Genomic DNA, 14914 nt, shown 5'->3' on the forward strand with positions numbered 1-14914 from the left:
TACAGCGTTTTTATCAAGTATAAAATGACATACTACAATTGAATGGTGTGGTATGCAATTAGAGAATTTCTTCCATAACTATAAGCAAATCGGTTTTCAGCAGCATTTAACTATTATAACAACCTCTGGCAATAGAAATTACTTTCACCATTCCCTCTATCATGATTTAAGGGGAATGGTGAAAGTAGTTTTTGCATTTACTAAAGCATTCTTCTTATAGATACTATACCAACAATCCACTATTTTTTCTATGTCTCGCGGTTTAACCTCCGGACCTATACTGATTCTAATTGAACATTCTGCTTGCTCTTTTGTTGCTCCCATTGCAAGCAAAACATGAGAAGGCCCAACTTTTCCAGAAGAGCATGCAGAACCATTGCTGACTGCAATATTATTTAAGTCAAAATGCATGAGCTGCAGATCATTCTTTACCCTCGGCATATAAATAAAACTTGTATTTGGCAATCTTTCAGAATTTCTGCCAAAGATCTTGATATCACTGACAAGACTTAATAATTCACACTCCAATTGATCACGCAGCTTCTCCACTTCATTCATTTTTGATAGAAGATCTGGAATGTTTTGCAATGCAGCAGAAAGACCTGCAATTGCAACAATGTTTTCTGTACCACCACGCAATCCTCTTTCTTGCCCACCACCTATTATAGTAGGTTCTATTACAAGCTTTTTGTCAAATATTAAAACTCCACTACCTGCTATACCACCAAATTTGTGAGCAGATAAAGTAAGTAAATCCACTTCTAAATCTTTCATATTTAATTCGATTTTCCCAACACTTTGAGCAGCGTCAGTGTGACAGATTGCCCCGAATTTATGTGCCATTTTAGCTATTTCCTTAACAGGCTGGATAACTCCAGTTTCGTTATTAGCCATCATCACTGAAATTATTACTTTATTCCCTTCAAGTTCGCTTAGAATTTTTTCTAGCTCTAAAAAGTCAACAATACCCTCTTGATTAACGGGTATTATATGTGGATTATATGCAGAATTAAGAATTGAAGGATGCTCTGTAGCTGAAATTACATGCAGATAGCCTTTCATTCCTCTCATGACGAGGTTGTTTGCTTCAGTTGCACCAGACGTAAAAACTATTTCTTTATCATTTGGAACGTCAAGAGCATCACGTACGTTATCTCTTACCTCTTTAAGAATCTTCCTCGCTTCTTGTCCTCTTTTATGCAGCGATGATGGATTTAGTGTTTGTTTTGACAAAATCTCAAGTATACTTTTTTTTACATTTTTACTCACTGGAGCAGTTGCATTATAATCGGCATACACACAACTACTATCTTCCAGAGAGAATAAACTCACAGGCTTATTTGTCACTTACCATTAACCAATTATGTATGTTAACTTTAACACGATAAAAATTTATTGCAAAAACAGGGAAATTAATACATAATTAATAAACAATTTACATTATCAACACCTGTCAAAACAGGTTTTTATTAGGAGTTATCATGGTAGAAGTCTTTTTAAATAATTCAACAAAAAAGATAGAAGGTAGATACCATCAAAGCAAAGATACCAATGCACCAGTTGTGCTAATTTTACATCATCACCCTCAATATGGTGGTAGTATGGATAGTAAGATTATACATACTATATATGAATCTTTTATCGATAATAACTTTTCTGCATTGACAATTAATTTTCGTGGTGTCGGAAAATCTACCGGAACTTTTGATAAGGGTATAGGAGAATTAACTGATGCTGCAGTAGCTATTGATTGGCTTCAGGAGCATAACTCTAACAATGTTCCAATTTGGATAGTCGGTTTTTCTTTTGGAGCATGGGTAGCTATGCAATTGACAATGCGCCGTCCAGAGATAGTAAGTTTTGTTGCCCTTTCTCTTCCAGCAACTAAGTACGATTTCTCTTTTCTCTCTCCTTGCCCAGTTCCTGGACTTATAATACAAAGTAATAATGATACAATTTCAGAAGAAAGCGATGTAACAGAATTAGCACAAAGGTTAATAAATTCGGTAAAAAATAACCATATGGAATACCATATAGTAGACGATACTAACCACTTTTTAAGGGATAAAGAAGAGGAAGTAGCTCAAATTATAGATAATTATATAAAACTACGCTTAAACAGTGCAGTCACTTCCTCCAAAAAAGTTAAAAAAGAGATAAGGGTAAAAGAATATGCCTAACTTTACAAATGAGAGAAATGAACGTATTAATATAAATAAAAAAAGTCTTGTTATGTTTAGGCAATTATTATTTCTCGTTTTAGCAATGTTTATGCTGTCAGGATGCTTTCTAAGTAAACAGCGTAAGTTAAAGAGTCCGTGTATAAAAAATAATGAAAGCATTTCATGCGAATTATACTCCGTTAATGACCATTGGTTAAATAAGTACAAGTTATAGGTAGCTTTGTATTGTACTTGTTTCTTCCATTTACAGCTTTACTAATGATCGGTTTTTTAACTGAAAAATGTGATCTGCTTTTTCTGCAAGGATATAGTTGTGTGTTACTATAAGCATAGAGCTGTTATTTTCCTTTACATATGAATGTAACAGCAAAAATACATTCAAAGAATTTGTTGGGTCTAAATTTCCCGTTGGCTCATCTGCAAGTAAAAGCTTTGGAGAGTTTACAATGCTTCTTGCAATTGCAACCCTCTGCCTTTCTCCACCAGAAATTTCAGATACCATACTACTTGCTTTATTTTCCAGACCAAATTTTTCTAATATTGCTTGCGATTTTTTTTTTGCTTCAGCTTTGCTTCTTCTTGCAATAAGCTGAGGAAGCATAACGTTTTCCAACACTGATAACTCTTGTAATAAATAGTGAAATTGATAAACAAAGCTAAGAAAATTTCTTCTTACATGAGTTTTATATTTATTGCTGGCTTGCGTGCAATTTACTCCATCTACTGTCACTACACCTAAAGTTGGCTTATCCAATAGGCCTGCAATTTGCAATATAGTTGTTTTTCCTGATCCTGAACTGCCGATCAATGCAACTACTTGCCCTCTTGTAAGACTCAGATTGATATCTTCTACAATAGCAGGACTTTTTTTGAAGCTCTTACTCACAGAAGCTAGCTCTAGTGCTACATCACTGTCCATATTATAAAAAGATCCAGGAGGGAGAATTAGACCGAGAAACTGTTACCACACCCACATCGAGACTTAGCGAGAGCATTCTTGATTTGAAAACCAGAACCACTTAGATCTTCAGTATAATCTATAGTTGAATTATTTAAAAATTTCGCTGAACAATTATCAACCATTAACACAGGGTTTCCATTCTCATCATTAATTACTATATCTTTACCTTTTTCACTAAAACTGGAGTGGCTTCTATAATCCTCGCTATCTTCGTCATCGTCAAAATCGTCGTCTTCATCATCGTCAAAATCGTCACCCAAAGACATCTTCTTATTTATTTGATCCATAAGAAAATTATACTTGAAGCCAGAGCATCCACCACCTGAAACTACAACCCGCAAAACAGAACTCTCATCTCCTTCCTGTTCTACAAGGGAGTGGATTTTCCTTAATGCATTGTCAGTTAAGCTAATATTGTAATCTGTTGACATAACAACCACCGTTCATTATTGATAACCTATTATAGTAGAAATTTTACATGTCAAACAATAATTTTCTATTAAGTTACGCGTGCTTTCCAAATAAAACAAAAGGAAGAAATTTTAAAGAGCCAGAAGATGAAAATCGCAGCTGCTTTCAGCGTGATAGGGACCGCATTATTCACTCTAATGCGTTTAGGAAATTGGGGTACAAAACACAAGTTTTTATCAATTATGAGCATGATTACTATCGTACTCGGCTAACTCATAGCCTTGAAGTTGCACAAATTGCAAGATCCATTGCTCGTAGACTTGGCTTAGATGAGGACATCACTGAATGCATAGCGCTTGCACATGACCTTGGTCATCCTCCATTTGGTCACACAGGTGAGGATGCTCTAGTTCAAGTTGATAAGGAGAAGTATAAGTTTGATCATAATGTTCAAGCTATAAGGATTTTAACTTATCTTGAACAAAAACATGCTGACTTTAATGGCATGAATCTAAGTTGGGAAGTGATTGAAGGTGTTGCAAAGCATAACGGTCCCTTGCTTGGTCAAAACGCGGAGTCTTCTACAAATAATCAGCTGCTATTAAAATATAATGAAAAATATGATCTAAAACTTGAGGAATTTTCAAGCATTGAAGCACAAGTTGCTTCAATTGCCGATGATATTGCTTACAGTGTTCACGATCTTGATGATGCACTCAGGGCAAATTTAGTAACCATCGAAGATTTGCTCGATGTTCCTTTAATTGGCAAAATGTTCAAAGAAGTAAAAAGCGAATATTCAGAATTGGCCCAAAGTAAACTCATACATGAATCACTGAGTAAAACTATAGGGATTATGATAAATGATGTCGTTTTTCAGACTGAAAAAAATATTAAAGACTACAAAATAAAAAGCGTAGAAGATGTAAGAGGTCTAAATACAATGCTAGTCACATTTTCACCAGAAGTTGCAAATGCCACAAAAGAGATGAAAAAATTTAACATGGAAAAAATATACAGAAGCTATAAATTGAATAGAACAATGAACAAAGCAAAACGTATAGTACAGGAGCTTTTTCAATGTTTTTATGAAAACCCAGGGTTATTACCTATAGAGTGGAACAAGCTTGCTTGTGAATCTCAGCGTTCAGTAATAATATGTGATTATATCTCAGGTATGACAGATAGATTTGCCATACACGAGCACAGAAGAATTTTTGATACCTCATACGAAATGACTTCTTTCTAATGACTGAAGATTATTTCATGTCGATCGCATTAAAACTTGCAGAAAAAAGTCTTGGAAGTGTTGCACCAAATCCCACTGTTGGATGTGTCATTGTAAAAGACGGTATGGTGATCGGTGAAGGCTACACAGGAATCGGTGGGCGCCCACATGCAGAAGTAGTTGCTTTGCAAAATGCTAAAGATTTAACTCATGGTGCAACTATGTACGTCACTCTTGAACCATGCTGCCACTTTGGAGTTACAGAACCTTGCACTGCAGAAATCATAAAATCAGGAATAAGAAAGGTAGTGATTGCAGCAATTGATCCAGATAGTAGAGTTTCAGGCGGAGGAATTAAAGCTCTGAAAGAAGCAGGAATTGAAGTGAAGCAAGGTATTATGCAGAAAGAAGCAGAGAAGCTGAATGTTGGCTTTTTTACCATCAAGAAACTCCATAGACCATTTATAGCTTGCAAAATCGCAACAACTCTCGATGGAAAAATCGCAACGTTTACAGGTGATAGCAAATGGATAACAAGTGAGGATACGAGAAATTGGATACATGAGCTCAGAGCAAAATATGACGCAATTATGATTGGCAGCAATACCCTTGTTAGTGACGATCCACTCTTAACTTGCAGATTACCAGGACTCGAAAACAGGTCGCCAATAAGGCTAATTATAGATAGCCAGGAAAAATTGCAGGAAGAGCATAATATTGCAAAAACTGCAGACAAAATAACAACTTGGGTGATTACAAACAGAGAAATAGAGAAAAAAATAAAAAACATTAATTATTTGATAGTCAATTCAAACCACAAACCTCCTGTCATTCCAATGCCTTCTCCTGTCATCCCAGTGCCCAGACACTGGGATCCAGAAAACTTCAAGCAATTGAGTAGTGAAAACTGGTCAAGCACTGGAATGACATCAGAACCTGATATTATCGGCAAAGTCTGCCTAAAAGACATGGCATCAAAACTTGTTTCAGAAATTGGCATAACAAGGTTATTAGTTGAAGGTGGAGGAGTGTTAATCACAGAGCTACTGAAGCATAGTTTAATCGACAGGCTGATAATCTGCCGCAGTGGTAAAATTCTAGGCAATGATGCCACTCCTTTTGTAGGGAATTTAGGAATTCAATCCATCAACAACTGTTACCAATTTAAAAAAGTAGAGATAATAGAGTTCAGTGAGGATGTGGTTGAGTTGTGGGATAAGTCACAGTAGCCTTTATCCACTTGAATAATAGAGATAAAGGAAGAGGTAGAAAATCTACCTCTGGTTATGCTAATTTATTCATCAACTGAAAGGCCAAGTGCATGCTTAAATTGCTGTTTAACATCATCGTCTTTAAGTTTATCAAGCAATGTTTGCACAACTTCATTTTTATCACAAACTGGTCCTTGTTCACCCTTATCACCTTGTAGGCCTTTCTCACCCTGAGGTCCTTGGTCACCCTTATCGCCTTTTTCACCCTTATCGCCTTTTTCACCCTTAACATTTTCCATTGCATTCATTTGCTGATATGAAGCACAAGCTGCTGCGACAAAATATACAGCGGCAATAAACAGAACTGCAATTCCAGCAGGGCTAGCAATAAGTGCTAAAGATGCAGGTCCAGCAATTACTTTAGTAGCAATCAATAATGTTGTTATTGCTGCTGCTAAAGATGCAGTTGCAACTGTACTTTCAATACTCATTTTTGTTATGGGTGCTATATTTTTCAATTTCCATATAGTAGTCATAATTACTTCCTCCTTAATTAAGGTTAATAAAAAGTTAATTGTATATTAACAATGCACACTAGTCAAGCATTTTTATTAACAACTTAATATTTTATCTACTTTCTAAATTGTTACTAATTATGTAAGATTGATACATGGTAAATGGCTGGCTGAATCTTGATAAACCAACAGGAATGAGTTCTGCACAAGCTGTAACTCAAATTAAAAGGATTTTTGGAATAAAAAAAGCCGGACATTTGGGAACACTTGATCCTTTGGCTTCAGGTATATTACCGATCGCTCTTGGTGAAGCAACAAAAACTATACCGTATTTATCTTGTGACTTAAAGGCATACAATTTCACAATAAAATGGGGAAAACAAACAACTACGGATGATTTGGGTGGTGATATCATTAGAACTAGCGATATAAAACCCGAATATAACCAAATAAACTGTGCGATTAAGGATTTTATTGGTGAGATAACACAAACTCCTCCTCAATTTTCAGCAGTGAAAATCAAGGGAGCAAGAGCATATAAATTAGCAAGAAGTGGGCAAAAGGTAAATATAAAACCTCGACAAGTCAAAATACATGAACTAAAGATGATATTTTTGGACACCATAAATAATATTGCCGATTTTTCTATGATCTGCGGTAGCGGCGTATATGTAAGATCAATTGCAAGAGATCTTGGAATTGAATTAAATTGTTTTGGACATATTACACAATTAAGAAGAACGATGGTAGGTGATTTTAAGGAAGATGAATCAGTGACAATTGAGCAACTTACTAAAAAAAACACAACAACTTACTCTCCCCAGTGCTTGACACTGGATACAAATACTTACAAATCATGTAATGGACAAAAGATTCTAGGAGCATATGTCAAAAACAATGTTCGTGATGAAATAGGCTTGATCCCAGTGCTTGACACTGGGATGACATCGGAGGGTGGGATGACAGAAGATGATGGAGGTAATACAAAAGGCTTCATCATTCCCATTGAATCGGCTTTAAAATCGATGTTCAAAGTTGAAATTTCCTTAGAGGAAGCGGAGAAAATCAGAAAAGGTCAAGAAATTATATTAAATAACTTGCGTAATTTAAAGAATTATGATATTTTTTGTACGATAGTGGGTAATGTACCTATTGCAATTTGCAGTTTTACTCATGGTTATGTGAAGCCTATTCGTGTTTTTAATATTTTGAAATGAGGTTTAGATGTCAATAACATCCCAAAAGAAAAAAAGTTTGATTAGTACATATGCAATTAAAGAAGATGATACAGGTTCATCTTTTGTACAGTGTGCAATTTTAACCGAGAGGATCAGTAATTTAACTGAGCATTTTAAAGCGCATAAGCATGACCATAATTCTAAGCGCGGTTTACTTATATTGATAGGTAGAAGGCGCAAGCACTTAAATTATATAAAACGTAAATTTGGTAATGAAGCCTATCAAGAGTTAATAGAGAAGTTAGGCATTAGAAAATAATCGAGGAATTTTGTATGTTTGAAATTATAAAAAAATCTATAGATTGGGAGGGGCGTACCTTATCTTTAGAAACTGGGAAAATAGCACGTCAAGCTGATGGTTCAGTAGTTGTAAATTATGGAGATACTTCTATCTTAGTCACTGTTGTACGAAAAAAGAAGGAAGAAAGTGTTGATTTTCTCCCTTTAAATGTGCAGTTTATTGCAAAAAGTTATGCCATGGGTAAGATTCCTGGTGGTTTTTTTAAAAGAGAAGGAAAACCATCTGATAGAGAAACTTTAATTTCAAGAGTAATAGATAGAAGTATAAGGCCGTTATTTCCTGAAGGTTTTCATGATGAAATTAGTGTAGTATGTAATCTGTTAACTTACGATACGGTCAATTCTCCTGAAGTACCAGCATTGATAGGTACCGTCGCAGCTCTTGCAATTTCTGGTGTTCCTTTCCACTTTACTATAGCTGGAGTCATGGTCGGTTGTGATGAAAATAACAATTATATACTCAATCCTTCCGTTCAAGAGATGAAAGCGAGCAACTTGGATCTGTTTTTGTCTGGTGATGAAAATTCGATCTTAATGGTCGAATCGGAAGTCAAAGAGCTCTCTGAAGAAAATGTTTTAAACGCAATAAAATTTGGTCATGAACACCTTCAACCTGTTATTAAGCTCATAAAAGAATTTGCTGATACAGTTGGCAATAAACCTGAAAGCTTTGCTCCTGTTGATATATCAGATATAACTCAAGAACTTGAAAAATATCGAAAAGACTTTGAAGAAGCATATTCAAAAACAGTAAAACAAGAGCGAGTCCAAGCTCTAGAAGTAGTCAGGAATAATATATTGAATACTCTTAAAGAGGCTGGAAAAGACGAAAAGTTAATTACTTATGCAGTAAAAAGCTTTGAAAGATCTTTAGTGCGTGAAATGATTAGAAGGAAAAGTGTGAGAATAGACAGCCGTAAGTATGATGAAATACGCCAGATAGAAATTGAGGCTGACATTCTACCCAAGACTCACGGTTCTGCGCTATTTACAAGGGGTAGCACTCAGGCACTAGTTGTTACTGCTCTTGGTACTACACAAGATGAGCAAATTGTGGATGACATTGAAGGGGATAGACGTGAACATTTTATGTTGCATTATAATTTTCCTCCATTTGCTGTTGGAGAGGCTTCTGCTATACGCGCACCAGGAAGGAGAGAAATTGGTCATGGTAAACTTGCTTGGAAAGCAATTCATCCTGTTTTACCTGATAAATCTGAATTTCCTTATACAATAAGGGTAGTATCTGAGATTATGGAATCTGATGGTTCTTCTTCTATGGCAACAGTTTGTGGAACTTCCATTGCATTAATGGATACAGGTGTGCCAATAAAGGCTCCCGTTGCAGGAATTGCTATGGGTCTCATCAAAGACAAAAATGAGCATATAATACTTTCTGATATACTGGGCGATGAAGACTATCTTGGTGATATGGACTTCAAAGTAGCAGGAACTAGCGAAGGGATTACAGCACTGCAGATGGATATGAAAATTCCTGGTATAAGCTTTGAAATTGTTGAAAAATCTTTAGAACAAGCAAAAGTCGGAAGATTACATATCTTAGAAAAAATGAATGCAGTAATTTCAGAACATCGTAAGGATATAAAAGATCATGTACCAAGAGTGTTATCGTTTTATATAGATAAAGATAAAATTTCTGCAGCTATTGGTACTAAAGGAAAAAATATACGCAGTGTATGTGAAAGAAGTAATGCAAAAATTGAAATAGGGGATGACGGTAAAGTTTCTGTTTTTGCCATTAGTAGTACTGAAGCTGAAGCTGCAAAGAATATGATGATTGATTCAATAACAGAGCTAGAACAAGGTTCTATAATTGATGCTAAAGTTGTAAAGATAGAGAAGTCTATTGTAGAGCTAGAACTTCTTAATGGAAGAAAAGGAAAAATGCATATAAGCGAGGTAGCTAATCAACATGTAGAGTCCATTGAGGATATACTTAAACAGGGTGATACCTTCAAAGCTTTGATAATTGACTTTGAAAAAGGTGGATGTCCAAAATTATCAAGACGTCGTGTTGATCAAGAAACAGGTGAATTTTTTGAAGGTAAGCTTTACAATGAAGAAAGGAGAGATGGTTTAAATAATAGGGATAATTATTATAACAACTCGTTTAATAAAAAACCTGAAGATAATTATCATAGTAATAGACCTACTCGTCCTCGTTCTGGTTTTAGTAATAGAAGCAGACCAAAATTTGGTAATAATGACTCGTCATCAGGTTTCTATTGAGGTTGAACTTACTTTCTATTATCTCAGTGTCGAAACACTGGGATAATAGGAATTTTTAAAACTGACAAGATAACAAAAATGGTTTGTGTTATCTGTAGGGTTATAACGAAAGATTTTTAAGATCGTTTACAGCCTTTTTCATGTCTTCAGCTTTAAATATTGCTGATCCAGCAACTAATATATTTGCACCTGCTTTTATTATATCAGCTGCGTTAGAAAAGTTAACTCCACCATCTACTGAAACTTGTGTTTTAAGATTACGGTCCTGTATCATTTTCCTCACAGTAGATATCTTACTCAACTGCGAATGAATAAACTCCTGTCCTCCAAATCCAGGATTGACTGTCATAATTAGCACAATATCTAGCTCATCTATTATATACTCAAGCACGCTTGGAGAAGTTGAAGGAACAATTGAAGCTCCAACTTGTATTATTTTTTTTGTATTGTTTTTATATGATTTTATCTTTCTTACTAGCCTCTCAAGATGTATCTCTGCTTCTGCATGTATAGTGATAATATCAGCACCAGCATTTATAAAACTTTCAATATGGTCACCAGGAGATTTAATCATTAAGTGCACATCAAAAGGAAGGTTGCTATATTTACGTATCGCATAGATAACATTCGGACCTATTGTAATATTTGGAACAAAATTTCCATCCATAACGTCTATGTGTATATAATCTACATTCAAGTCGCTAATTCTTTTTACTTCCTCCCCTAATTTTGCAAAGTCTGCTGAAAGTATAGAAGGTGCAATTTTAATACCCATAGACTACTTTTTACCAAAAATAAAAAAAGTAACTTATTTTTTAAACTCTGTCATCCCAATACTATATTAATCTCATTTAGAAATTTTTGTATACTTCCAGATGCATGTGCCTTTATTTTTCTCTGCCCATGCATCTGGTCATTGTAATACTCATTAGACTTCTTTCTTCGCCTTTTCTAAATATTCCAACACAGTTTCATGTAGCGCAGTCCAAGACATTTGCCTTTCCATATTCGGTATAAATTTTTGTTTCCAAGTGTCCTTAAATTCTTGAAACCATTGCTTTTCAAAATTTTGGAAATCAGATAAAATTTTCGACCTAAACTCATTAATCAAATTCGAGACTTCTATAGCCTTTTCAGGGCTTATAGACTTAAAAGATAATATTTCATTCTTTAAAATATCTAGCTTTTCAAATGAATTAAGTCTAAATGGAATATAAAGTGAAGATCTTATATTGTATCTTAGATAAGAGTCATAATATAGCTTAATCTTGTACATGAGCATAGCAAATGCATCAGAAGAAATATTATTTTCATATTCTGCAAGAGAAGATAATAAATGCTTATAATCCTCTTCATTCAAAAATGGTGGCTTTAAGCTTAATTGAGTTTTATCACTTAAAGATAAGAATTCACTAAAAATAAGATTTCTATACTTAACTAAAAATTCAGGCAAAATATCTTCTTGTTCTAATTTTAGAGGCAAGTCTTTTCTAATCTCTTTCGGCAAGTGGTGCATTGAAAACTGATTGATAACCCACGCAAAATTTTCATCAAACTCATTTGAGTAATTAGCATTATTGTCAGGAAAAATCATATTACCTTCCCTATCATTCCAAGGCAGTATTTTATAAAAAAAACCGTTTAACCTTTTTTTTAATTTCAAAATATTTTCACTCTTATCACCTACCTTATACAAAACCTCATTTACTTTTTGTTCTGCGTCTTGAGGACTGATTCTATCACCTATATGCAATCCAATACCACTTTTCTCTAATAACTCCCAATCAAATAACTTATGTGGATCAGGCTTACGCATTGCGTAACCTTCAATTGCTGAGTTGTACACTATAGTGCCTATCTCAGCGTGACTAAATATCATATCTTTTCTAATCTTAAAGCGCTTCATGAGGTACAAAATCAGATCTTTGACAGATTTCATTTGCTCTTCTGGAAAAGGCTCAAGCCCTGTGTTTACAATCTCTATACCTATAGAATAATCATTCAGTTTTCGTAGCTCTTCAACCACATTATCTACTTGAACTTTCGCATAACTTATACCAGCATGCCATGCTCGTTTTTCAAGTGGAACCATCAGAGTAATGCTACCATCTCTATCAACAATAAGCTGTACTGATATCCCTGAAGAATTTAATGCGTATTTTGTACTTTTTAATGTTGGTGATTCGGTATGGTGCACCACCACCATCAACACTTTTTTGCCTTCTCTATCATCATAATTTAAACTCGGTGCAGGATCTAAAAATATTGGATTTTTTAATGATGTTTTCAAATCTTGAAAATCGTTCTCAATATCACTTAAACAAGATTGTTGTCCATATAAAAGAGGCGCTACAAGCAGCAACAGAAATAAAACAGACAAACATTTTTTTACTATAAGTTTCATGTAGCTCTACAAATTGCCCTTAATATAACTAAATTAGCATAACACACATAAAATGTTTACTTTTTTTCAGCCAATCAAGACTTGCTACAGCTACAATTAATACTCTTATCATTACATTTTGGTGTTAAGTCAGGATAGAATGTGAGTATAGCGTCTTTCTTTCTCACAAACACTGATTGATAATTGTCATCTTCCATTTTATACAGACACATTCCATCTTTTCCCAGCTCCTTAAACGCCTTAGTTGCAGAAACTAAAATATCATCAGCATGAAGGTTATACGCGTACCCACTTGGGCACTTAACTTTCACTTCTCCATCCTTACCTAGATATTTCATTCCAAATGTGTAAACAGGTGGCTTAATATCTAATTTATTGCACAGAGATTCATTATCCCAAATCGCACCCGCCCACTTATTTTCTTGAGCCTCAACATATCTACCTACAAAATGCATACCACCTAGCCCCAATCTATCTGGTTCACCACAAAAAATATGCCCAAACCCTATAGTTTCTTTTTCAGTTCCGCTATTTGTAAACCAAATCTTAGTCAATTCATCTTTAAACAACCCCAAGTCTGCACTAGGTGTAATCACCTGATGATCAAGCTTATCGTATATCCTTTTCACCACTTCTTGATGCTGCGGACAATCAAGCAAAATTCTGAAATCTTCTTCATCAGGCTGTGTTCCCCAATCTCCACAAACCCTTAACACTCCTCTATCAAAATCAGTCAACTCTGGAAGTGGTGGAATATAGTCTGGATCTGAAGAATCTGTTTTGAAAAACGGCTCAAAGCCAATTTGTGAATTTGCATCATTGAGATAATGCTCCTTAATGTAAAAAACAAATCCTATTACTGGTATTATTAAGCACAAGATTAACTTAGCTATTTTCGACATAATCATATTCATAAAGAAGCTAGGGTATAAGCAACAACTTAAAAAAGTTTTAATCTAATGTTGATCGCAGTCCTGGCATCTCATCACCACTTAGCCAACTTAAAAACGCTCCCCCACCAGTTGAAATATATGTAAAATCTTTATCGGCAAGACCTGCAGTATTTATTGCAGATAGACTATCTCCTCCTCCTATTACACTGGTTAATTTTCCTTCGTGTGTCAAATCACTTACTACTCTCATCACCTCTACTGTACCATTTGCAAAAGCTGAATGTTCAAAAACACCAATAGGTCCGTTCCACAGCAGAGTTTTACTGCTTGCTATTATACCGCTTATTGTGCTTAAAGTTTGAGGTCCGATATCTAAAATTATATCACCGTCCAAAATGGATTCAATTTTTCTTAAAACGCCAGTGCTATAATCAGAATTTACTGCAACCAAAACGTCTTCTGGCACAACTATTTTGCAATTGTTTTTATTTGCCGTCTCAACAATATCGTGCAGAAGATCATCAACGCCATTTTGAAAAAAAGACTTGCCTATATTAACTTTATTAAATAACAAAAAATTATTAGCAATTGCGCCGCCCAGAATAAGGTAATCAACCTTTTCTGCTAGCTTTATAAGCATTTTTATTTTAGTTGATATTTTAGCTCCACCAACTATCGCAGTAATAGGTTTAGCGTCAAACGATATAGCTTGCTCAAGATACTTTAGCTCATCTTGCAAGCAAAATCCTGCATAAGAAGGTAAAAATTCCGTAATGCGTGAAATAGAAGCGTGAGCTCTGTGAGAGCAAGAAAACGCATCATTTATATATATATCTGCTAGAGATGCTAATTGTTTAGCAAAATTTGAATCATTCTGCTCTTCTTCTTTATAAAACCTCAGATTCTCTAGTAATATTATATCTCCTCCATCCATCGCATTTATTGCTCTTTGTACTCTCTCACCAATACAATCATCAATAAATTTCACTTCTTTGCTTAGCAGCCGCGATAAAGTTTCAACTACGTTTTTTAGCGATAAGTTACTGTCTTTGGCTTTTGGACGCCCAAAATGTGAGATAACAATAACTTTTGCACCCGCATTTGCCAAATACTGAATGGTAGGTAGCGCTCTCAAAATACGAGTGGCATCACAAATTCTTCCATTTTTTATAGGAACATTGAAGTCAACCCTGAGCAGAACATTTTTATTGTGAAAATCACAACTCTCTATGCTAGGTACATTTATCATAAAATTAAAGAGCTATAAAATCACTATACAATAGTTTAATCCAAAGTAAAGGAAGGAAATTCCAATGCTAA

The 14914-nt window shown here is 34.8% G+C and carries 14 protein-coding genes; 6 read left to right on the plus strand and 8 right to left on the minus strand.

Annotation, left to right across the window (positions count from 1 at the left end; translation table 11 throughout):
* Nucleotides 1–159: 159 nt before the first annotated feature.
* A complete protein-coding gene (locus AAHF52_RS04425; RefSeq protein WP_264376662.1) occupies nt 160–1347 on the minus strand; it encodes a cysteine desulfurase family protein in 1188 nt (395 codons plus the stop codon).
* A 134-nt stretch (nt 1348–1481) separates the two neighbouring features.
* On the opposite strand from AAHF52_RS04425, the gene AAHF52_RS04430 reads away from it, so the two are divergent.
* Nucleotides 1482–2180, plus strand: a complete 699-nt coding sequence (locus AAHF52_RS04430; protein WP_010407025.1) for an alpha/beta hydrolase — start codon at nt 1482–1484, stop codon at nt 2178–2180.
* Between the two features lie 247 nt (nt 2181–2427).
* On the opposite strand, the gene AAHF52_RS04435 is transcribed toward AAHF52_RS04430, so the two are convergent.
* The gene (locus AAHF52_RS04435) at nt 2428–3102 is read right to left on the minus strand and encodes an ABC transporter ATP-binding protein (RefSeq protein ID WP_052264796.1); all 675 of its coding nucleotides are present in this window, start codon (nt 3100–3102) and stop codon (nt 2428–2430) included.
* Between the two features lie 26 nt (nt 3103–3128).
* The gene (locus tag AAHF52_RS04440; RefSeq protein ID WP_342068382.1) at nt 3129–3575 is read right to left on the minus strand and encodes an iron-sulfur cluster assembly accessory protein; all 447 of its coding nucleotides are present in this window, start codon (nt 3573–3575) and stop codon (nt 3129–3131) included.
* A gap of 47 nt (nt 3576–3622) precedes the next feature.
* Here AAHF52_RS04440 and AAHF52_RS04445 point away from each other — a divergent pair, with 47 nt between their 5' ends.
* The gene (locus AAHF52_RS04445; protein WP_108783942.1) at nt 3623–4804 is read left to right on the plus strand and encodes a deoxyguanosinetriphosphate triphosphohydrolase; all 1182 of its coding nucleotides are present in this window, start codon (nt 3623–3625) and stop codon (nt 4802–4804) included.
* Nucleotides 4804–6012 carry a bifunctional diaminohydroxyphosphoribosylaminopyrimidine deaminase/5-amino-6-(5-phosphoribosylamino)uracil reductase RibD gene (gene ribD / locus AAHF52_RS04450; protein WP_264376663.1) on the plus strand — a complete coding sequence of 403 codons (1209 nt, stop codon included), beginning with the start codon at nt 4804–4806 and terminating at the stop codon, nt 6010–6012. The genes AAHF52_RS04445 and ribD overlap by 1 nt, the downstream gene beginning before the upstream one ends.
* Before the next feature lie 65 nt (nt 6013–6077).
* Here the strand turns inward: ribD and AAHF52_RS04455 are convergent, their stop codons facing one another.
* The gene (locus AAHF52_RS04455) at nt 6078–6530 is read right to left on the minus strand and encodes a collagen-like protein (RefSeq protein ID WP_264376664.1); all 453 of its coding nucleotides are present in this window, start codon (nt 6528–6530) and stop codon (nt 6078–6080) included.
* Between the two features lie 134 nt (nt 6531–6664).
* On the opposite strand from AAHF52_RS04455, the gene truB reads away from it, so the two are divergent.
* Genes truB through pnp form a run of 3 tightly spaced genes read left to right on the plus strand, consistent with a single transcriptional unit; the run spans nt 6665 to nt 10297 of the window.
* Nucleotides 6665–7726 (plus strand): tRNA pseudouridine(55) synthase TruB, encoded by a 1062-nt coding sequence (gene truB / locus AAHF52_RS04460; RefSeq protein ID WP_007302236.1) that lies wholly within the window; start codon nt 6665–6667, stop codon nt 7724–7726.
* Between the two features lie 7 nt (nt 7727–7733).
* Entirely contained in the window at nt 7734–8006 is a 273-nt protein-coding gene (gene rpsO / locus AAHF52_RS04465; protein ID WP_007302237.1) for a 30S ribosomal protein S15, read from the plus strand.
* A 14-nt stretch (nt 8007–8020) separates the two neighbouring features.
* Nucleotides 8021–10297: a polyribonucleotide nucleotidyltransferase gene (gene pnp / locus AAHF52_RS04470; RefSeq protein ID WP_012481924.1), complete on the plus strand. Its 2277-nt coding sequence runs from the start codon at nt 8021–8023 to the stop codon at nt 10295–10297.
* Between the two features lie 100 nt (nt 10298–10397).
* Here pnp and rpe read toward each other — a convergent pair whose 3' ends face one another.
* From rpe to AAHF52_RS04490, 4 genes are all read right to left on the minus strand, one after another.
* Nucleotides 10398–11072 carry a ribulose-phosphate 3-epimerase gene (rpe, locus tag AAHF52_RS04475; protein ID WP_007302239.1) on the minus strand — a complete coding sequence of 225 codons (675 nt, stop codon included), beginning with the start codon at nt 11070–11072 and terminating at the stop codon, nt 10398–10400.
* A gap of 153 nt (nt 11073–11225) precedes the next feature.
* Nucleotides 11226–12701 carry an N-acetylmuramoyl-L-alanine amidase gene (locus AAHF52_RS04480; RefSeq protein ID WP_007302240.1) on the minus strand — a complete coding sequence of 492 codons (1476 nt, stop codon included), beginning with the start codon at nt 12699–12701 and terminating at the stop codon, nt 11226–11228.
* 74 nt (nt 12702–12775) lie between these two features.
* Nucleotides 12776–13603 (minus strand): EndoU domain-containing protein, encoded by an 828-nt coding sequence (locus tag AAHF52_RS04485; RefSeq protein ID WP_012481925.1) that lies wholly within the window; start codon nt 13601–13603, stop codon nt 12776–12778.
* Between the two features lie 49 nt (nt 13604–13652).
* Complete coding sequence (locus tag AAHF52_RS04490; protein ID WP_179943647.1) at nt 13653–14840, minus strand: phosphoglycerate kinase; 1188 nt, start codon at nt 14838–14840, stop codon at nt 13653–13655.
* Nucleotides 14841–14914 lie beyond the last annotated feature (74 nt).

It is taken from the genome of Wolbachia endosymbiont (group B) of Melanargia galathea, assembly GCF_964030625.1.
In the GTDB taxonomy this organism is placed as follows: Bacteria; Pseudomonadota; Alphaproteobacteria; order Rickettsiales; family Anaplasmataceae; genus Wolbachia.